The sequence below is a fragment of the Streptomyces sp. NPDC050704 genome, from assembly GCF_040654355.1.
Classification (GTDB): Bacteria; Actinomycetota; Actinomycetes; order Streptomycetales; family Streptomycetaceae; genus Streptomyces.
On record NZ_JBFAHW010000118.1, the window covers coordinates 13,790 to 32,074 of the forward strand.

An 18,285-nucleotide genomic window follows, 5' to 3' on the forward strand; every position below is an offset into this window, starting at 1 on the left:
TTTGTAACCCCCCTAGACTGAACCCCCAGCACAGGTGGCTACACCCTCGAAAGGCGCCCCCGTGTCCATCGGCAACTCACCTGACGACAACTCCCCTCAGGACGAGCGTCCCTTCGTAGAGGACGATCGCCCGTCGATCGGCCGTGCCCTGCAGCAGGCGCGCATCGCGGCGGGGCTGACCGTCGACGACGTCAGTAACGCCACCCGGGTACGCATCGCCATCGTGCACGCGATCGAGCAGGACGACTTCGCTCCCTGTGGCGGGGACGTCTACGCGCGCGGTCACCTCAAGACCCTGGCGCGCGCCGTGAACCTCGATCCGGCCCCGCTGCTCGCGCGGTACGACGCCGACCACGGCGGGCGGCCGGCGCCCACCCCGGCGGCACCGATGTTCGAGGCGGAGCGGATCCGTCCGGAGCGCCGGGGCCCCAACTGGACCGCGGCCATGGTCGCCGCCATCGTCGCCGTGATCGGCTTCGTCGGGTTCACGATGGTCAACGGCGACGACGCGGACGGCACGAAGACGCAGGTCGCCGAGGGATCCACCCCCGACACCAGCAAGCCCACCAAGGCCAAGCCGACCCCGACCAAGCCCACCGACCCCGCGCCCGACCCGTCGGACAGCGCCATCGCGGCCGCGCCGCAGGACAAGGTGACCGTCCAGGTGACCGCCCCCGACGGACGCAGCTGGATCTCGGCGAAGGACCACAACGGCCGGCTGCTCTTCGACGGCTTCCTGGAGCAGGGTGACTCCAAGACCTTCCAGGACAAGGAACAGATCGACCTCGTCCTCGGTGATGCGGGCGGGCTTCAGCTGTACGTGAACGGTAAGGAGATCGAGGACGACTTCAAGAAGGGCGGAGTCGAGCGCCTCACGTATACGAAGGGCGACCCCGAGGTCGGCTGAGTTGCGGGGCGCAGGCCGCACCGAGCTGAGCCGCATGGCTGAGCCGATGCGCACGATTCGCTGACTCGTACGGCTACTCATACGGCTATTCGGGACACGCGGGCACGGGGTTGGCCAAGATCGGCCAACCCCGTCGACGTGGGCTGTCAGTGGGACGAAGTAGTCTTGAGCCCATGCCTGAACGCCGTACCGTCGCACTCGTCACTCTTGGCTGCGCCCGTAACGAGGTGGACTCGGAGGAGCTCGCAGGCCGCTTGGAGGCGGACGGCTGGCACCTCGTGGAGGACGCCGAGAACGCGGACGTCGCGGTCGTCAACACCTGTGGCTTCGTCGAGGCCGCCAAGAAGGACTCCGTCGACGCCCTCCTGGAGGCCAACGACCTCAAGGGGCATGGCAGAACCCAGGCCGTGGTCGCCGTCGGCTGCATGGCCGAGCGGTACGGCAAGGAACTCGCCGAGGCGCTGCCCGAGGCCGACGGCGTGCTCGGGTTCGACGACTACGCGGACATCTCCGACCGTCTCCAGACGATCCTCAACGGCGGGATCCACGCCGCGCACACCCCCCGGGACCGGCGCAAGCTGCTGCCGATCAGCCCGGCCGAGCGGCAGGATTCCGCTGCCGAGGTCGCGCTTCCGGGGCACGGCCCGGCCGATCTCCCGGACGGACTGGCTCCGGATTCGGGTCCCCGCGCGCCCCTGCGCCGCCGGCTCGACGGCTCACCGGTCGCCTCGGTGAAGCTGGCCTCCGGCTGCGACCGGCGGTGCACGTTCTGCGCCATCCCGTCCTTCCGCGGCTCCTTCATCTCGCGGCGCCCCAGTGACGTACTGGGCGAGACGCGCTGGCTCGCCGAGCAGGGCGTCAAGGAGATCATGCTGGTCTCCGAGAACAACACGTCGTACGGCAAGGACCTCGGTGACATCCGGCTCCTGGAGACGCTGCTGCCCGAGCTCGCCGACGTCGACGGGATCGAGCGCGTGCGGGTCAGCTACCTGCAGCCCGCCGAGATGCGGCCCGGGCTCATCGACGTGCTGACCTCCACGCCGAAGGTCGCGCCCTACTTCGACCTGTCCTTCCAGCACTCCGCCCCCGGTGTGCTGCGCGCGATGCGGCGCTTCGGGAGCACCGACCAGTTCCTGCAGCTGCTCGACACCATCCGTTCCAAGGCCCCGCAGGCCGGCGTGCGGTCCAACTTCATCGTGGGCTTCCCCGGCGAGAGCGCGGAGGACCTGGCGGAGCTGGAGCGCTTCCTGACCGGCGCGCGGCTGGACGCGATCGGCGTCTTCGGTTACTCCGACGAGGACGGCACCGAGGCGGCGACGTACGAGAACAAGCTGGACGAGGACGTCGTCGCCGAGCGCCTCGCGCGCGTGTCCCGGCTCGCGGAGGAGCTGGTTTCGCAGCGGGCGGAGGAGCGCGTCGGGGAGACCTTGCAGGTGCTGGTCGAGTCCGTCGGCTCCGCCGGTTCCACCGACGAGGAGGACGGGGCGTACGGCCGCGCCGCGCACCAGGCGCCCGAGACCGACGGCCAGGTGCTGTTCACGAGCGGCGAAGGTCTCGTCGTCGGCCGTATGGTCGAGGCGAAGGTGGTCGGCACGGAAGGTGTCGACCTGGTGGCCGAGCCGCTCCCTGGCTCGCTCGCGAGTACTGAGGAGGCGGCCAGATGACCGGAGTCCCGGCATCCGCGGCGGGCGGCCCCGGTGTGCCCGGTACGCATGGAGCTGCCGGCGCTTCCGGTACGGCTGCTTCCGGTGCTCAGGGCTCCAAGGCCTCTCAGACCTCTCCGGGGTCGAAGTCGGCGCGCGGCGGGAAGCTGGGTGCGGCGGCCGTCAACCAGGCCAGCCTCTGGAACGTCGCCAACCTGCTGACCATGCTCCGGCTCGTGCTCGTGCCGGGCTTCGTGGCGCTGATGCTGGCCGACGGTGGATACGACCCCGTATGGCGGGCCTGGGCCTGGGCCGCCTTCGCCGTCGCCATGATCACGGACATCTTCGACGGGCATCTGGCCCGTACGTACGACCTCGTCACCGACTTCGGGAAGATCGCCGACCCCATCGCCGACAAGGCGATCATGGGGGCGGCGCTCATCTGTCTGTCCTCACTCGGCGATCTGCCGTGGTGGGTGACCGGGGTGATCCTCGGGCGTGAGCTCGGGATCACCCTGCTGCGCTTCGTGGTGATCCGCTACGGCGTGATCCCGGCCAGCCGCGGCGGCAAGCTGAAGACGCTCACGCAGGGCGTGGCCGTCGGGATGTACGTTCTGGCGCTGACGGGGCCCCTGGCGACGCTGAGGTTCTGGGTGATGGCTGTGGCGGTCGCCCTGACCGTCGTCACCGGACTCGACTATGTGAGACAGGCCATTGTGCTGCGGCGCCACGGTCTGGCCGAGCGGAAGGCCGCCGCCGAGGAGGCGGAAGCATGACCTCCGGCGCTGCCGAAGTGCTGCGACTACTCACAGTGAGGGGCGAGACGCTCGCCGTCGCCGAGTCGCTGACCGGAGGCCTGGTGGCCGCGGAGATCGCTTCGGTGCCGGGGGCCTCCAAGGCCTTCCGCGGCTCGGTGACCGCGTACGCCACCGACCTCAAGCGCGATGTGCTCGGCGTCGACGCCACTCTGCTGGATCAGCGCGGAGCGGTGGATCCGCAGGTCGCGGCCCAGATGGCGGCCGGCGTGCGCAAGGTGCTGGGCGCGGACTGGGGGATCGCGACGACCGGTGTCGCGGGTCCCGAGCCCCAGGACGGACAGCCGGTCGGCACCGTTTTCGTGGCCGTGGACGGGCCTTCCGGAGCGGCGGGCGGCAGCCCGGTTGGCGGGAAAGTGGCGGCACTGCGGTTGAACGGCTCCCGGACGGAAATCCGTAAGGAGAGTGTACGGAGCGTGCTCACACTGCTTCGGGAACAACTTGTGGGCGAACAGACCGGGAATCAGCGGGCACAGGATACGGAACAGAACGGGGGGTTTTGATGTTTGCAGCCCTGAGTGAACACGACATCGCTCCCCGCACGGCCGCGGCGCGAGGCGGTACGGTGGGGCGAGAAGGATGCGGCTACGCGGACCGAGGAGGGAGCCACCGATGATTCTGCTCCGTCGCCTGCTTGGTGACGTGCTGCGTCGGCAGCGCCAGCGCCAGGGCCGTACTCTGCGCGAAGTCTCCTCGTCCGCCCGAGTCTCACTCGGCTATCTCTCCGAGGTGGAGCGGGGGCAGAAAGAGGCTTCCTCTGAACTGCTCTCCGCGATTTGCGACGCGCTGGACGTACGGATGTCCGAGCTCATGCGGGAAGTGAGCGACGAACTCGCACTCGCCGAGCTGGCCCAGTCGGCAGCGGCTACCGAGCCTGTTCCCACGCCGGTACGCCCGAGGCTCAATTCCGTGTCGGTGACCGGTGTGCCGCCGGAACGGGTGACCATCAAGGCGCCTGCGGAGGCGGTCGACGTCGTCGCCGCCTGACACGCTCACGGGCTTGCGTCGCGCCTGTGGGCTGAGCTGAGAACTGTGTGAAAGCCCCGGCCGGGGCTTCTCCGGGGAGACCTGGAGGGGTGCGGTCGGGGCTTTCGCGTTGCGGTTTCTTCCCGTTTGCCGGTATTGCCCGGGGCGGCCATGGTTGAGGGGGCAGGGGCGAAGACCGGGGGCCGTGGTGAACCGGAGGATGTCGATGTACGTCGTGAAGAGCTCGTTGTCCGACGCCGATCTGAAGACCGTGTCAGATGCGCTGCAGGGCGCGCTGGTCGATCTGGTGGATCTGTCGCTCGTGGCGAAGCAGATTCACTGGAACGTGGTCGGGCCGCGCTTCCGGTCCGTCCATCTCCAGCTCGACGAGGTCGTCGACACCGCACGGCTGCACTCCGACACGGTGGCGGAGCGTGCCTCGACGCTCGGCGTCTCGCCGGACGGGCGTGCCGCGACTGTCGCGAGCAGCAGCGGTATCGGGGCCGTACCGGACGGGTGGGTGAAGGACACGGACGCGGTGGGGGCGCTCGTGCGTGCGCTTGCGGCGGTGATCGTGCGGATGCGGGAGCGGGTCCAGGGGACCGGTGAGGCGGATCCGGTGAGTCAGGACATCTTCATCGGGATCACCGCGGACCTAGAGAAGCATCACTGGATGTTCCAGGCGGAGAACGGGTGACGTCGGGTTCGGCTTGGCCGCGGGGTGGCGTGGTGGCGCGTGGCGGGTTGAGTGGGAGCCGTTGGTGCGCTGGGTGCGCCCCCTTCGTGTGGGTGCGCCCTGTCGGTGGATGAGCGCGGCGATCTAGCGTCGGGCCGGAGGCTGGGCTGGAGGCGGTGCCATGGCGGGACGGATAGGCGGCGGGGCGGGGCGGGCCGGGCGGACATGGCGATGGGGGCTGGCTCTGGGGGTCGGGGGGTTGTGGTGGTGGGCGGCGATACGGCTGGTGTTCGCTTCGGACGCCGGGGTGCTGGAGGGTGCCATCGCGGCCGGAGGATGGGGGCTGAGTCTCCTTCCGGTGCACTGCGTGCCGAAGGCGCGGGCCGCGGGGGCGGCCGGGGCGGATCAGTGGGCGCGGCGGACTTCGGCGACCTGGCGGAGGTGGCGTGGGCCGCTTCCGGGGCGTGGGGGGTCTTCCTGAGTCGGGGTCTTCCTTGAGCCGCCGGGATTTAGTGAACGGGGTTGCCAACGGGGGTTACCACGGCATGGCCACGCCCCCGTTCGGGCGGAGGATCTGGCCCGTCGTGAACGAGGACGCGTCGGAGGCGAGGTGCAGGACCGCGTGTGCGATCTCCGCCGGCTCGCCGACTCGGCCCAGGGGTGACATCCGGGCCATGAACGCCTCGGTCCGTGCTTGGGCCTCGTCGTCGTGGCGGTCGGTCATGGGCGTACGGATCCAGCCCGGCGCGACCGCGTTGACACGGATGCCGTGCGGGCCCATCTCGGTCGCCAAAGTCTTGGTCAGCTGGACGACGGCTGCCTTCGCCGCCCCGTAGCAGAGGAGCCCCGGCCCTCCGGTGTCGACGGCGCCCGAGGCCATGGTGATGATGCTGCCGTTCGTGCCGGACGCGATCATCGCGCGGGCCGCCTCCTGGCAGGCGTAGAGCACGCCCTTGAAGTTGACGCCGAGCACCCGGTCGAGGTCCTCGTCGCGGGTCTCCAGGACCGGGCTGCTGTGCATGATCCCGGCGATGGCGGCCATGACGTCCAGGCGTTCGCAGGCCGCGACCGCCTCGCCGAGCTGGGCGCGGTCGGTGACGTCGAGAGGATGCGTGCGGGCCGTACCGCCCGTGTCCTTGACGAGGGCCGCCGTTTCGTCGAGGCCCTGCGCGTCGCGGTCCGCGCAGTGGACGGTGGCACCCGCCTGTGCGAGCAGCACGGCGCAGGCGCGGCCGATGCCGCTCGCGGCGCCGGTGACGAATGCGGTGCGTCCGGTGAGGTCGTACGCCGTGACGGGCATGAGTGGACGGTACGAGGGTTTCTGACGGTCCGTCAATTAGTTGGGCGCGATGCGGGTGCGGTGGTAGGTCATGGGGCCGGCCGCCCGAGTGGCGGGGCCGGGCCCGACTGGCAGGCCGGGCACCAGTAGGTGGGGCGGTCGCGGGAACCGTCGCCCTGGTTCGCCGTGCGGATCGGGGTGCGGCAGCGCAGACAGGGGCGGGGTGCGCGGCCGTACACGTAGAGGTTCTGGTCGCGGCGGCCCGTGGTGCTGCGGGCCGGGCGGTCTCGGTTGGCTTCGAGGACCTTCTTGGCGAGGGCGGGCAGCCGGGCGGCGTGTTCGGCGGGGAGGCTGCCGATGGGGAGCCACGGGGTTGCCCGGAGGAGGAAGCAGAGCTCGCACTTGTAGACGTTGCCGATGCCGGCGAGGTTGCGCTGGTCGAGGAGGGCCTCGCCGAGGGGGCGGGCGGGGTCGCTCAGGAGGTTCGCCAGCGCCTTGCCGGGGTCCCAGTCGGGGCCCAGGAGGTCGGGGCCGAGATGCCCGACGGCTCGGTCCTCGTCGGTGGTGCGGAGCAGTTCCAGTACGGGGAGCCGGTAGCCGACGGCTGTGCGTTCCGCGGTGCCGAGGATGACTCTGATTTGGTGACCGGGGCCGCCGCTCCAGCGCTCGCCCGGGGCGTACACCTTCCAGGAACCGTCCATCCGCAGGTGCGAGTGCAGGGTCAGACCGCCCTCGATACGGGTGAGCAGGTGTTTCCCGCGCGGGGTGACGTCCAGGACCGTACGTCCGGTGAGGTCTGCCGTGGCGAACTTGGGCACCCGGAGGTCGGAGCGGGTGAGCACGCGGCCGGCGAGGGCCGTGTGCAGGCGCCGGGCGGTCTGCCAGACGGTGTCTCCTTCGGGCATGGGGTCCAGGGTGGCATGAGGTGGGCGGAGGTGTCTGTCGGTGTCTTGGGTGGTCGGGGCGGTGCGACACCGCTCGGGGCCGGGTCGGGGCAGGGCTCACGCGCGCAGGCGGAGCCCCCGTGGGGTCGCGTGGAAGCCGGCTCCTTCCAGGAGGGTGCCGAAGGGGGACGTCAGCGCGGCAGCGCCGTTGACGCGCTCCACCGTGACCGTGCCGAGGGAACCCGCTCGGGCGGCCGCCGCGAGTGCCTCGGCGGCTGTGCGCAGGCGCGGGTCGTACAGGGGGGAGTCGTCCGGGGCGGCGGAGGGCCAGGCGAGCAGGGTCTTGCCGCCGCGCTCCATGTAGAGGGTCAGCTCGCCGTCCACCAGGACGACCAGCGAGCCCGCTTTGCGGCCGGGCTTGTGACCCGCGCCGGTCGGGGGCTCGGGCCAGGGGAGGGCGGCGCCGTACGCGTTCGCGGGGTCGGCGGCGGCCAGGACGATGGCGCGGTTGGTGCTGCTCGCGCGCGGGCGGGCGGCCGGGCCTCCTGGGAAGGCGTACGGAGTCGTGCGGGACGTTTCGGCGAAGAGAGGCGGGTGGTCCCGCTCCTGCTCGGAGCCTGGCATCGGGGAGTCTGAGAGGGGTTGTCCGGAACCATCGCGCCGGGAGTGCCGGGAGTACGGGGAGTCGGCTGTCCCGAGATCGTCCGGGAAGCTCGCGTCGTCGGCGAGGGAGTCCGGGATGCCCTCGCCGGAGGCGGAGGGGTCCCAGAGGTCTTGGCCTCCCGGCTCGGGACCGTGGGGGGAGCCCGGCGTGTGCGCGCTCGGGTGGCCGCCGAACGGGAGAGCGCCCGGGAATCCCGGCTCGGGCAGGGTCTCGCCCCGCTCGCGGGCGTTGGCTGCCGCGCGCAGGCGGTCCACCGCGCCGTCCATCGCGAACTGCGCGGCGCCGAGCCCTTCCACCACGTAACCGCGGCGGGCCTGGCCGCTGTCCTCGAAGGCCGACAGGATGCGGTAGACCGCCGAGAAGCCGCCCTCCACGCCCTCCGCGGCGACCGCGCCCCGGGTGACCACACCATGCCGGTCGAGCAGGGTGCGGGCCAGGGCGTGGGCGCGCACCGTGGCGTCGGGCTCGCGGTCGGCGAGTAGCGACCAGCGGCCCGCGACGGTGGGCGGGCCGGTCCGGGAGGCGGGGCGCGCGGCGGCCGTCAGACTTCCGTACCGTCCGCGGGGCACAGTGCGCTTCGCGCGATGGGCGGTGGAGCCCGCGGTGCGGCCCGAGCCGAGGAGCGAGCGCATCGGGCTGAGCGTGTCGTTCGTGAGCCGGCCCGACCAGGTCAGGTCCCAGACGGCGTCGGCCAGTTGGGGATCGGTGGCATCCGGGTGCGTGGTGGCGCGGACCTGGTCGGTGATCTGGCGGAAGAAGAGGCCGTAGCCCCCCGAGAGGGCGTCCAGCACCGACTGGTGGAGTGCGGTCAGCTCCAGGGGGTGTGGGGACGGCAGGAGCAGGGGAGCCGAGTCCGCCAGGTACAGGGAGACCCAGCCGTCCTTGCCGGGCAGCGCGCCGGCCCCGGCCCAGACGACCTCTCCGGCGGCGGTCAGCTCGTCGAGCATCGCGGGGGCGTAGTGCGAGACGCGGGACGGCAGGACGAGCTTTTCGAGTGCGGACGCGGGTACCGAAGCGCCCTGCAACTGCTCGATGGCGCGTACGAGTCCGTCGATGCCCCGCAGGCCGTGCCCGCTGCCCAGGTGCTGCCACTGCGGCAGGAACTGCGCGAGTGCGGCGGGCGGCACCGGCTCCAGCTCATGGCGCAGCGCGGCGAGCGAACGGCGCCGCAGCCGGCGCAGCACCGCCGCGTCGCACCACTCCTGGCCGATTCCCGCGGGGTGGAACTCCCCCTGCACGATGCGGCTGTTGGCGGCGAGCCGCTGCAGGGCTCCGTCGGTGACCGCCGTACCCAGGCCGAAGCGGGCCGCCGCCGTGGTCGAGGTGAACGGTCCGTGGGTGCGCGCGTACCGCGCGAGGAGGTCGCCCAGCGGGTCCTTGACCGGCTCGGTGAAAGCCTCCGGGACGCCGACGGGCAGGGCCGTGCCGAGCGCGTCGCGGAGTCGGCCCGCGTCCTCGATCGCCGCCCAGTGGTCGGCTCCGGCGATCCGCACCCGGATGGCGCGGCGGGCAGCCGCCAGCTCGCCGGCCCACTCCGGCTCGGCTCCGCGCTCGGCCAGCTCGGAATCGGTGAGCGGGCCGAGCATCCGCAGCAGGTCCGCGACGCTTTCGGGGTCCTTCGCCCGGCGATCCTCGGTGAGCCACTGGAGTTCACGCTCCAGCTCGGTCAGAACGTCGGCGTCCAGGAGCTCGCGCAGCTCGGCCTGACCGAGGAGTTCGGCGAGCAGCCGCGAGTCGAGGGACAGGGCGGCCGCGCGGCGCTCGGCCAGCGGGGAGTCGCCCTCGTAGAGGAACTGGGCGACGTACCCGAACAGCAGCGACCGCGCGAACGGCGACGGCTCCGGTGTCGTGACCTCGACGAGCCGCACCTTGCGGGACTCGATGTCGCCCATCAGCTCCGTGAGGCCGGGTACGTCGAAGACGTCCTGAAGGCATTCGCGGACCGCTTCCAGGACGATCGGGAAGGATCCGAACTCGCTGGCCACTTCGAGGAGCTGGGCGGCGCGCTGGCGCTGCTGCCACAGCGGTGTGCGCTTTCCGGGGCTGCGGCGCGGCAGGAGCAGGGCACGGGCCGCGCATTCGCGGAAGCGGGACGCGAAGAGGGCGGAACCGCCGACCTGGTCCGTGACGATCTGGTTGACCTCGCCCTTGTCGAACGCGACGTCCGCCGCGCCCACGGGAGCCTGCTCGGAGTCGTACTCCGTGCCCAGCTTCATGGGCTCCTGGTCGAGCAGGTCCAGGCCCATCAGGTCGGCATCGGGGAGGCGCAGTACGAGGCCGTCGTCGGCGTGCATGACCTGCGCGTCCATGCCGTACCGCTCGGAGAGCCGGGCGCCGAGCGCGAGCGCCCACGGGGCATGGACCTGGGCGCCGAAGGGGGAGTGCACGACGACCCGCCAGTCGCCCAGCTCGTCGCGGAACCGCTCGACGACGATGGTGCGGTCGTCCGGGATGTGGCCGCACGCCTCGCGCTGTTCGGCCAGGTACGACAGCACGTTGTCGGCCGCCCAGGCGTCGAGGCCGGCGGCGAGGAGCCGCAGCCGGGCGTCCTCCTTGGGCAGCGAGCCGACCTCGCGCAGGAACGCGCCCACCGCACGGCCCAGTTCGAGCGGGCGCCCGAGCTGGTCGCCCTTCCAGAACGGCAGCCTGCCCGGCACGCCGGGCGCGGGGGTGACCACGACCCGGTCGCGCGTGATGTCCTCGATGCGCCAGGAGCCGGTGCCGAGCGTGAAGACGTCCCCGACACGGGACTCGTAGACCATCTCCTCGTCGAGCTCGCCTACCCGGCCGCCACCCTTCTTGGGGTCGGAGCCCGCGAGGAACACCCCGAAGAGGCCGCGGTCCGGGATCGTGCCCCCGGAGGTGACGGCGAGACGCTGCGCACCCGGGCGCCCCGTGACCGTACCGGCGATGCGGTCCCACACCACGCGCGGGCGCAGCTCCGCGAAGGCGTCGGACGGGTAGCGGCCCGCGAGCATGTCGAGCACCGCCGTGAACGCCGACTCCGGGAGTGACGCGAAGGGCGCGGCGCGGCGAACCGTCGCGAGGAGGTCGTCGACCTGCCAGGTGTCGAGCGCGGTCATGGCGACGATCTGCTGGGCCAGCACGTCCAGGGGGTTGGCGGGGACCCGGAGGGATTCGATGGAGCCGGTGCGCATCCGCTCCGTGACCACGGCCGCCTGCACCAGGTCGCCCCGGTACTTGGGGAAGACCACGCCGGTGGAGACCGCCCCGACCTGGTGGCCCGCGCGGCCCACGCGCTGGAGCCCGGAGGCCACCGAAGGCGGGGACTCGACCTGCACGACGAGGTCCACCGCGCCCATGTCGATGCCGAGTTCGAGGCTGGACGTGGCGACCACCGCGGGCAGGCGGCCCGCTTTCAGGTCCTCCTCGACGAGGGCGCGCTGCTCCTTGGAGACCGAGCCGTGGTGGGCCCGGGCGATAACCTGCGGGGCGCCCTGGGCCGCGCCCGAGCCGCCCATCAGCTCGGCCGGGGCGTGGGTCTCCGGCAGTGGCTCGCCCGTCGCCCTCTCGTACGCGATCTCGTTCAGCCGGTTGCAGAGCCGCTCGGCGAGGCGGCGGGAGTTGGCGAACACGATCGTCGAGCGGTGGGCCTGGACGAGGTCGGCGATCCGCTCCTCGACATGCGGCCAGATCGACGGGCGCTCGGCGCCGTCGTCGGAGTCGGCGACCGGGGAGCCGCCCAGCTCGGCCAGGTCTTCGACCGGGACGACCACCGAGAGGTCGAACTCCTTGCCGGAGGGCGGCTGGACGATCTCCACCTTGCGGCGCGGCGAGAGATAGCGCGCGACCTCGTCCACCGGACGCACCGTCGCCGACAGACCGATGCGTCGCGCGGGCCGCGGCAGCAGCTCGTCGAGCCGCTCCAGGGTCAGGGCGAGGTGGGCGCCGCGCTTGGTGCCGGCGACCGCGTGCACCTCGTCCAGGATCACCGTCTCGATGCCGGTCAGCGCCTCGCGCGTGGCCGACGTGAGCATCAGGAACAGGGACTCCGGGGTGGTGATCAGGATGTCCGGCGGGCGGGTGGCCAGCGCTCGGCGCTCTGCGGGTGGGGTGTCACCCGAGCGGATGCCGACCTTCACCTCGGGCTCGGGCATTCCCAGACGCACGGCCTCCTGCCGGATGCCGGTCAGCGGGCTGCGCAGATTTCGCTCCACGTCGACCGCGAGGGCTTTCAGCGGGGATACGTACAGAACCCGGCAGCGCTTCTTGGGGTCGGCCGGCGGCGGGGCCGAGGCCAGTTGGTCGAGCGCGGCGAGGAATGCGGCCAGGGTCTTGCCGGAGCCCGTCGGGGCGACCACCAGCACGTCCGAGCCCTCGCCGATGGCTCGCCACGCGCCCGCCTGGGCCGCGGTGGGCGCGGGAAAGGCCCCCGTGAACCAGCTGCGGGTCGCGGGGGAGAAGCCGTCCAGGGCTCGGTGTGCGGAGCTGACCATGCCTCCATCCTGCACCCCGCCACTGACAACGCGGCTGACCTGCGGGAACGTGGTCGGTGGGGCTCGCTCGCCGTTGCCGTTGCCGTTGCCGTTGCCGTGCCGTGCCGTGCCGTGCCGTGCCGTGCCGTGCCGTGCCGTTGTCGTGCCGGGCTGCGGCGCCGCGGCCGGTGGGGTGTGCCGTTGTTCGGTCCGGTCCGGTGCTGCCGTGCCGGCAGAGAAGGTCCCTGCGGTGATGGCGGACAATGAGGGCATGGCGGGTTCGGGGAGGGAGCGGGCGCGGCACTGGCAGTACGCGGAACTGCCCGGCGTGGATCTGCTGCGGGCGCGGTACGTCCGCAAGACCTTCGTCCGGCATACGCATGAGAACTTCGTCATCGCGGCGATCGCCGACGGCGTCGAGGTTTTCCACCACGGCAGCGGTGATCAGTACGCGGGACCCGGTTCGCTGGCCCTGGTCAATCCCGACACCCCGCACACGGGTCGTGCGGGCGGGCCGGAGGGATGGCGGTACGGGGCGGTCTACCCGTCGCCGGACCTGGTGGCGGAGATCGCCGCCGAGACCACCTCCCTGCGCGGAACGCCGGGATTCATCAGCCCGGTCCTTGACGACCCTTACGCAGTCGGCCTGGTGCACCAGGTGCTGCGTGCCGCGGACGAGGGGAACGCGCTGGCCGCCGACACGTTGTTGCGTGTCGTCGTGACCCGGTTGCTGCGACTGAACGGCGGGCCACTGTCCCAGCGGGCCCCGCGCACGGCGGGAGCCGGGGTCGCGGCACGCGCGCGTGCCGTTCTCGAGGAGCGGATGGACCGGCCGCCCACCCTGGACCGGCTCGCCGCAGACCTGGGAACCAGCCCCTTCGCGCTGCTGCGTGCCTTCCGGGACACCTACGGCATGCCTCCCCATGCCTGGCTGACCGACGCCCGAGTGCGCCGGGCGCGCCGTCTCCTGGACACCGGCACCACACCCGCCGAGGTGGCGCTCGTCGTCGGATTCACCGACCAGCCGCACCTCAACCGCCACTTCACCCGGATCGTCGGTGTGCCGCCCGGGGCGTACCAACGCGAGCGCAAGAACGTACAAGACCCAGGGCAGCGGCTTCTTCTACCGTCCCAGGCGTGGCAGAACAGACAGCTCTCGCAGACATAGGCAGTGAAGACGGCGGAAGACCCGACGTCGCCGTCGTACGGGACGCCCTCGGAGTCGGGGTGGCCGTCGGACTGTCCGGGTTCGCCTTCGGGGTGACCTCGGCGGGCAGCGGACTCACGCTGTTGCAGACCTGCGCCCTCAGCCTCCTGGTGTTCACCGGAGCCTCGCAGTTCGCCCTTGTGGGGGCGCTCGCGGGCGGGGGCAACCCGTTCACGGCGGCCGCGGGCGCGTTCTTCCTGGGAGTGCGCAACGCGTTCTACGGGTTGCGCCTGTCGCAGTTGTTGGCCCTCCCGCGCGCGGTGCGGCCGTTCGCCGCACAGTGGGTCATCGACGAGACCACGGCCGTGGCGCTCGCCCAGCCGACGCGGCGCAGTGTGCGGATCGGCTTCACCGTCACCGGACTCTCGCTCTATGTGCTGTGGAACTTCACCACTCTGCTCGGCGCGATGGGTGCCGAAGCCATCGGTGACACCGACGCGTGGGGGCTGGACGCAGCCGGCCCCGCAGTCTTCCTGGCCCTGCTCGCGCCGATGGTCAAGACCGTCACGGAGCGGGTCGTCGCGGGGCTCGCGGTCGTCCTCGGGCTCGGTCTCCTGCCCGTGCTGCCCGCCGGAGTGCCCGTCCTGGTGGCCGCGCTCGCCGCCCCGGCCGTGCTCTGGGCTGAGGGCCGCCGCAGGGGACGTACGACAGCTGTGAAGTCCGCTGACGACGCACCGGGGGAGGACCGTTGAACATCTGGATCGCGATCGGCGTGACAGCCGTCGGCTGCTACGCCGTCAAGCTCATCGGGCTGCTGATCCCCGCAGGCGTCCTGGAGCGGCCGCTCGTCCAGCGGCTGGCCGCTCTGTTGCCCGTCGCCCTGCTGGCCGCCCTCACGGCCCAGCAGACCTTCGCCGACGCCCGTGTCCTGGTGCTGGACGCGAAGGTCGCGGGGCTTGCCGCGGCCGCCGTGGCGCTGCTTCTGCGTGCTCCGTTCCTGCTCGTCGTCGCCGCGGCCGTTCTGGTGACGGCGGGGGTGCGCGCGATGACGGGCTGACGGCACGCTGGCACGCGGGCGCGTGCGGCCGGACGCGGCCGGGCGCCTGCACTGCAGGCGCCCCGAGCTGCACGCGTGCGCGTGCCTGATCTCCGGCCGCGAGTCCCCGGTCAGGGGCCGTCAGCCGATGGGCAGCCCGTACGCCCGGAGGGTGCGCAGCGCCTCGATCGTCACGATCGGACGTGCCTCCAGGGCTGTGCCCGGCGCCCACTGACGCCAGCGGATCGGCCAGCCGCCGTCCTCCTGCTGCCCGCTCGCCAGGAACTCCAGGGAGCGCGTCATCTCCTCGTCGGTGAACCACGCGCGCGCGAGTGAGCCCGGAGCCTTCGCGTAGTCGTACGGGAAGTGCCGCTCTCCCGGCGCGTAACCCGGCGACACGGGGAACGCCTCAAGGCGTGCCGGATCCAGCACCACGAGACGCTGCTCCCGCACCAGGCGGCCGAGCCGGTCGGCGGCCGCCTCCGCGCGCGGGCGGTCGGGCGCCGAGTCCAGGAAGGCCACGGCCGCCTCGATCTCGTACGGATGGGACTTCTCCAGCGACTCCACCGCCTGCCAGCAGAAGTCGGTGGCCCTGAACAGCCAGGCGTGCCACACCTCGTTGCGGTGCAACAGGCCCACCACAGGGCCGGTGGCGAGCAGTTCGCTGGGCGGATCGTCCACGATCGGGACGAAGGGCGCCACCGGATAGCCGCGCTGGCTCGGATGGATCGCCGGCAGCGCGCCGTCCTGCGTCGACACGGAGGTCAGATAGCGGCACATGCGCTCCACCCGCTGCCCGCCGCAGCGTCCGATCGAGTCCAGGACGCGCAGTGCGTGCCCGGTGTGCAGGGGCTGACTGACCGGGCCGCGCAGATCGGGTTCGAGCGCGTGGCCGTATCCGTCGTCCTCGTTGCGGTAGGCGGACAGCGCGGTCTCGACCGCGTCGGCACCTCCGCCCAGGAAGTGATACGCGAAACGGCGCTGTTCCAGCACGCGCGCGGTGAGCCAGACGAAGTGCTCGGCGCGGGCGAGAGGGGTGTGCGCCGGGGGCGTCGGGGGGAGTGGGGATGCTCCTGTTTCGGCCATGAGTCAGACCGTAGGACGGAAAGCGTTCTCGGCAAGGGGTCCCGGCTCGGGCCCACCCTCAGGGGCGGGATACTGGAGTCATGCGGTTGACGGTCTTCTGGGAGCGGATGACGGAGCACTTCGGCGCGGGATACGCCGACACCTTCGCGCGCGACCACGTGATGTCGGAGCTCGGCGGACGCACGGTGCAGCAGGCGCTGGACGCGGGCTGGGAAGCGAAGGACGTGTGGCGCGCGGTGTGTACCGCGGTGAACGTTCCGCACGAAAACCGCTGACGGGGCACGAAGATCCCAAGGCGGGGGTCGATTGTCGGTCGCGTGCGCGAGACTTGGCCCGTGGCAGCAGCAGATGAGACCGCGCAGGTCGGACAGCACGTATCCCCGCTCGGCACGACACCCCCCCGGCCGCCGGCCGTGGGAGCCGCCGAGGGCGGTACCCGCATGCCGCGCTGGCTGCCGCGCGCCATGGTGCTGGCCCTCGCTCTCCTCGCCTGTTTCCAGCTGGGCAGCTGGGCCTTCCACGAGCTGACCGGGCTGCTGATCAACATCCTGATCGCGTTCTTCATGGCGCTCGCCATCGAACCCGCGGTGAGCTGGATGGCCTCGTACGGCATGCGCAGGGGGTTGGCCACCGCTCTTGTGTTCCTTGTCGTGATGATCGCGAGCGCGGGCTTCGTCACGCTGCTCAGCTCGATGCTCGCGGGACAGATCATCGACATGGTCGAGGACTTCCCGAAGTACGTCGACTCGGTGATCAGTTGGATCAACACGACCTTCCACACGGAGCTCAGCCGCGTCGACGTCCAGGAGGGCCTGCTGCGCTCCGACTGGCTCCGGAAGTACGCGCAGAACAGCGCGACCGGCGTCCTGGACGTGTCCACCCAGGTGCTGGGCGGGCTCTTCCAACTCCTGACGATCACACTCTTCGCGTTCTACTTCGCCGCCGACGGCCCGCGGTTGCGCCGCGCCCTGTGCTCCGTGCTGCCGCCCGCCAAGCAGGCCGAGGTCCTGCGCGCGTGGGAGATCGCCGTCAACAAGACGGGCGGCTACATCTACTCGCGCGGCCTGATGGCGCTGATCTCGGGCGTGGCGCACTACATCCTGCTGGAGTCCCTGGGCGTGAACTACGCGCCCGTGCTCGCCGTCTGGGTGGGCCTGGTCTCGCAGTTCATCCCCACCATCGGCACGTATCTCGCCGGCGCTCTGCCGATGCTGATCGCCTTCACCGTCGACCCCTGGTACGCGCTGTGGGTGCTGGTCTTCGTCGTGGTCTACCAGCAGTTCGAGAACTATGTGCTGCAGCCCAAGCTGACCTCCAAGACCGTGGACATCCATCCGGCGGTCGCCTTCGGGTCGGTCATCGCGGGCACCGCCCTGCTCGGCGCCGTCGGCGCCCTGATCGCCATCCCGGCCGTGGCCACACTGCAGGCCTTCCTGGGGGCGTACGTGAAGCGGTACGACGTCACGGACGACCCTCGGGTGCACGGTCACCGAGAGCGGGGCACGAGCACCCTCCTGGCGCGCATGCGGCGCGTACTGCGGGGGCCGAGACAGACGCTGCCGGTCGCGGACGAAGGGCCGCGGGACTCCGTGTAGCGCCCCGGCACACCGCCCCGCGCCCCGTCCCCGTCGTCCCCGTGCCCCTGGAACAGCCGGGCGTCTCAGTCCGCGAAACGCTGCCCTGTGTCGCTGAGCCTTGACCGGTGACTGCCGGCTCTGTGCGAGATCACCGGCGCATCACACTGAGCGCAAAGTGGCCCGTGGATCACCGAGCCTGTCCGGCCTGCGCGCTTGACCTTCGGCGGCGCCAACCCGTGTCCGTCAAGGTCTGATGGCACGCGCTCGGCACGCGCTCGGAGGTCGGTGAAACGCTCCCGGCGAAGCCGCGTGGTGCGCTTGACACTAAAATCGAACATCCATTCTCATGGAGTCTCCGGCGAAGCTCGCGACGGGATGTCGACGGGGATTTCATGGGGAAGTGCCCGAGTTATCCACAGGCTGGACGGGCGTCGGGGCGCATTGTCAGTGGCAGGCGTTAGCGTCTTTGACGTGAAGCGATCGACTCAAGCAAATCGGGTGGAACCCATGGCAGGAACCGACCGCGAGAAGGCGCTGGACGCCGCGCTCGCACAGATTGAACGGCAATTCGGAAAGGGCGCGGTGATGCGCCTCGGCGAGCGGCCGAACGAGCCCATCGAGGTCATCCCCACCGGGTCGACCGCACTCGACGTCGCCCTCGGTGTCGGCGGCATTCCGCGCGGCCGAGTGGTGGAGGTGTACGGCCCGGAGTCCTCCGGCAAGACGACCCTGACCCTGCACGCGGTGGCGAACGCGCAGAAGGCCGGCGGCCAGGTGGCCTTCGTGGACGCGGAGCACGCTCTCGACCCGGAGTACGCGAAGAAGCTCGGCGTCGACATCGACAACCTCATCCTGTCCCAGCCGGACAACGGTGAGCAGGCCCTGGAAATCGTGGACATGCTGGTCCGCTCCGGTGCCCTGGACCTCATCGTCATCGACTCCGTCGCCGCCCTGGTGCCGCGCGCGGAGATCGAGGGCGAGATGGGTGACTCGCACGTGGGTCTGCAGGCCCGGCTGATGAGCCAGGCACTCCGCAAGATCACCGGTGCGCTGCACCAGTCCCAGACCACCGCGATCTTCATCAACCAGCTGCGCGAGAAGATCGGTGTGATGTTCGGCTCCCCGGAGACCACGACCGGTGGCCGGGCGCTCAAGTTCTACGCCTCGGT

General features: G+C 71.4%; 17 protein-coding genes. 13 read left to right on the forward strand and 4 right to left on the reverse strand.

The annotated features are described in order from the left end of the window. The first annotated feature begins 61 nt into the window (after positions 1-61). From AB0I18_RS42275 to AB0I18_RS42305, 7 genes are all read left to right on the forward strand, one after another. A complete protein-coding gene (locus tag AB0I18_RS42275) occupies positions 62-907 on the forward strand; it encodes a RodZ domain-containing protein (protein ID WP_363111083.1) in 846 nt (281 codons plus the stop codon). Between the two features lie 173 nt (positions 908-1,080). Further along, positions 1,081-2,571, forward strand: a complete 1,491-nt coding sequence (gene rimO / locus AB0I18_RS42280) for a 30S ribosomal protein S12 methylthiotransferase RimO (RefSeq protein ID WP_363111084.1) — start codon at positions 1,081-1,083, stop codon at positions 2,569-2,571. Beyond that, positions 2,568-3,326: a CDP-diacylglycerol--glycerol-3-phosphate 3-phosphatidyltransferase gene (pgsA, locus tag AB0I18_RS42285; RefSeq protein WP_363111085.1), complete on the forward strand. Its 759-nt coding sequence runs from the start codon at positions 2,568-2,570 to the stop codon at positions 3,324-3,326. The genes rimO and pgsA overlap by 4 nt, the downstream gene beginning before the upstream one ends. Continuing rightward, the gene (locus AB0I18_RS42290; RefSeq protein ID WP_363111086.1) at positions 3,323-3,868 is read left to right on the forward strand and encodes a CinA family protein; all 546 of its coding nucleotides are present in this window, start codon (positions 3,323-3,325) and stop codon (positions 3,866-3,868) included. The genes pgsA and AB0I18_RS42290 overlap by 4 nt, the downstream gene beginning before the upstream one ends. 109 nt (positions 3,869-3,977) lie before the next feature. Then, entirely contained in the window at positions 3,978-4,352 is a 375-nt protein-coding gene (locus AB0I18_RS42295; RefSeq protein ID WP_363111087.1) for a helix-turn-helix transcriptional regulator, read from the forward strand. A 205-nt stretch (positions 4,353-4,557) separates the two neighbouring features. Beyond that, positions 4,558-5,028, forward strand: a complete 471-nt coding sequence (locus AB0I18_RS42300; RefSeq protein WP_363111088.1) for a DNA starvation/stationary phase protection protein — start codon at positions 4,558-4,560, stop codon at positions 5,026-5,028. A 160-nt stretch (positions 5,029-5,188) separates the two neighbouring features. Continuing rightward, on the forward strand, positions 5,189-5,488 hold the full coding sequence (locus AB0I18_RS42305) for a hypothetical protein (protein ID WP_363111089.1): 300 nt from the start codon (positions 5,189-5,191) through the stop codon (positions 5,486-5,488). 54 nt (positions 5,489-5,542) lie between these two features. On the opposite strand, the gene AB0I18_RS42310 is transcribed toward AB0I18_RS42305, so the two are convergent. The 3 genes from AB0I18_RS42310 to AB0I18_RS42320 form a co-directional block, all read right to left on the reverse strand. Continuing rightward, the gene (locus AB0I18_RS42310; protein WP_363111090.1) at positions 5,543-6,307 is read right to left on the reverse strand and encodes an SDR family NAD(P)-dependent oxidoreductase; all 765 of its coding nucleotides are present in this window, start codon (positions 6,305-6,307) and stop codon (positions 5,543-5,545) included. 68 nt (positions 6,308-6,375) lie between these two features. Then, entirely contained in the window at positions 6,376-7,191 is an 816-nt protein-coding gene (locus tag AB0I18_RS42315; RefSeq protein WP_363111091.1) for a DNA-formamidopyrimidine glycosylase family protein, read from the reverse strand. Between the two features lie 96 nt (positions 7,192-7,287). Further along, positions 7,288-12,291 (reverse strand): ATP-dependent helicase, encoded by a 5,004-nt coding sequence (locus AB0I18_RS42320; RefSeq protein WP_363111100.1) that lies wholly within the window; start codon positions 12,289-12,291, stop codon positions 7,288-7,290. A gap of 232 nt (positions 12,292-12,523) precedes the next feature. On the opposite strand from AB0I18_RS42320, the gene AB0I18_RS42325 reads away from it, so the two are divergent. The 3 genes from AB0I18_RS42325 to AB0I18_RS42335 are packed head-to-tail and all read left to right on the forward strand — an operon-like array spanning position 12,524 to position 14,474. Then, a complete protein-coding gene (locus AB0I18_RS42325; protein WP_363111092.1) occupies positions 12,524-13,438 on the forward strand; it encodes an AraC family transcriptional regulator in 915 nt (304 codons plus the stop codon). Then, positions 13,408-14,169 carry an AzlC family ABC transporter permease gene (locus tag AB0I18_RS42330; protein ID WP_363111093.1) on the forward strand — a complete coding sequence of 254 codons (762 nt, stop codon included), beginning with the start codon at positions 13,408-13,410 and terminating at the stop codon, positions 14,167-14,169. Before AB0I18_RS42325 ends, AB0I18_RS42330 begins: the two co-directional genes overlap by 31 nt. Continuing rightward, a complete protein-coding gene (locus tag AB0I18_RS42335) occupies positions 14,166-14,474 on the forward strand; it encodes an AzlD domain-containing protein (RefSeq protein ID WP_363111094.1) in 309 nt (102 codons plus the stop codon). The genes AB0I18_RS42330 and AB0I18_RS42335 overlap by 4 nt, the downstream gene beginning before the upstream one ends. 120 nt (positions 14,475-14,594) lie before the next feature. Here the strand turns inward: AB0I18_RS42335 and AB0I18_RS42340 are convergent, their stop codons facing one another. Beyond that, positions 14,595-15,539, reverse strand: a complete 945-nt coding sequence (locus AB0I18_RS42340; RefSeq protein ID WP_363111095.1) for a hypothetical protein — start codon at positions 15,537-15,539, stop codon at positions 14,595-14,597. 80 nt (positions 15,540-15,619) lie between these two features. Here AB0I18_RS42340 and AB0I18_RS42345 point away from each other — a divergent pair, with 80 nt between their 5' ends. From AB0I18_RS42345 to recA, 3 genes are all read left to right on the forward strand, one after another. After that, on the forward strand, positions 15,620-15,814 hold the full coding sequence (locus AB0I18_RS42345) for a DUF3046 domain-containing protein (protein ID WP_363111096.1): 195 nt from the start codon (positions 15,620-15,622) through the stop codon (positions 15,812-15,814). A gap of 60 nt (positions 15,815-15,874) precedes the next feature. Continuing rightward, positions 15,875-17,134, forward strand: coding sequence for an AI-2E family transporter (locus tag AB0I18_RS42350; protein ID WP_363111097.1), 1,260 nt, complete (start codon positions 15,875-15,877; stop codon positions 17,132-17,134). Positions 17,135-17,623: 489 nt separating this feature from the next. Continuing rightward, positions 17,624-18,285: recombinase RecA (gene recA, locus AB0I18_RS42355; protein WP_363111098.1), on the forward strand; the 662-nt coding region annotated here is incomplete at its 3' end.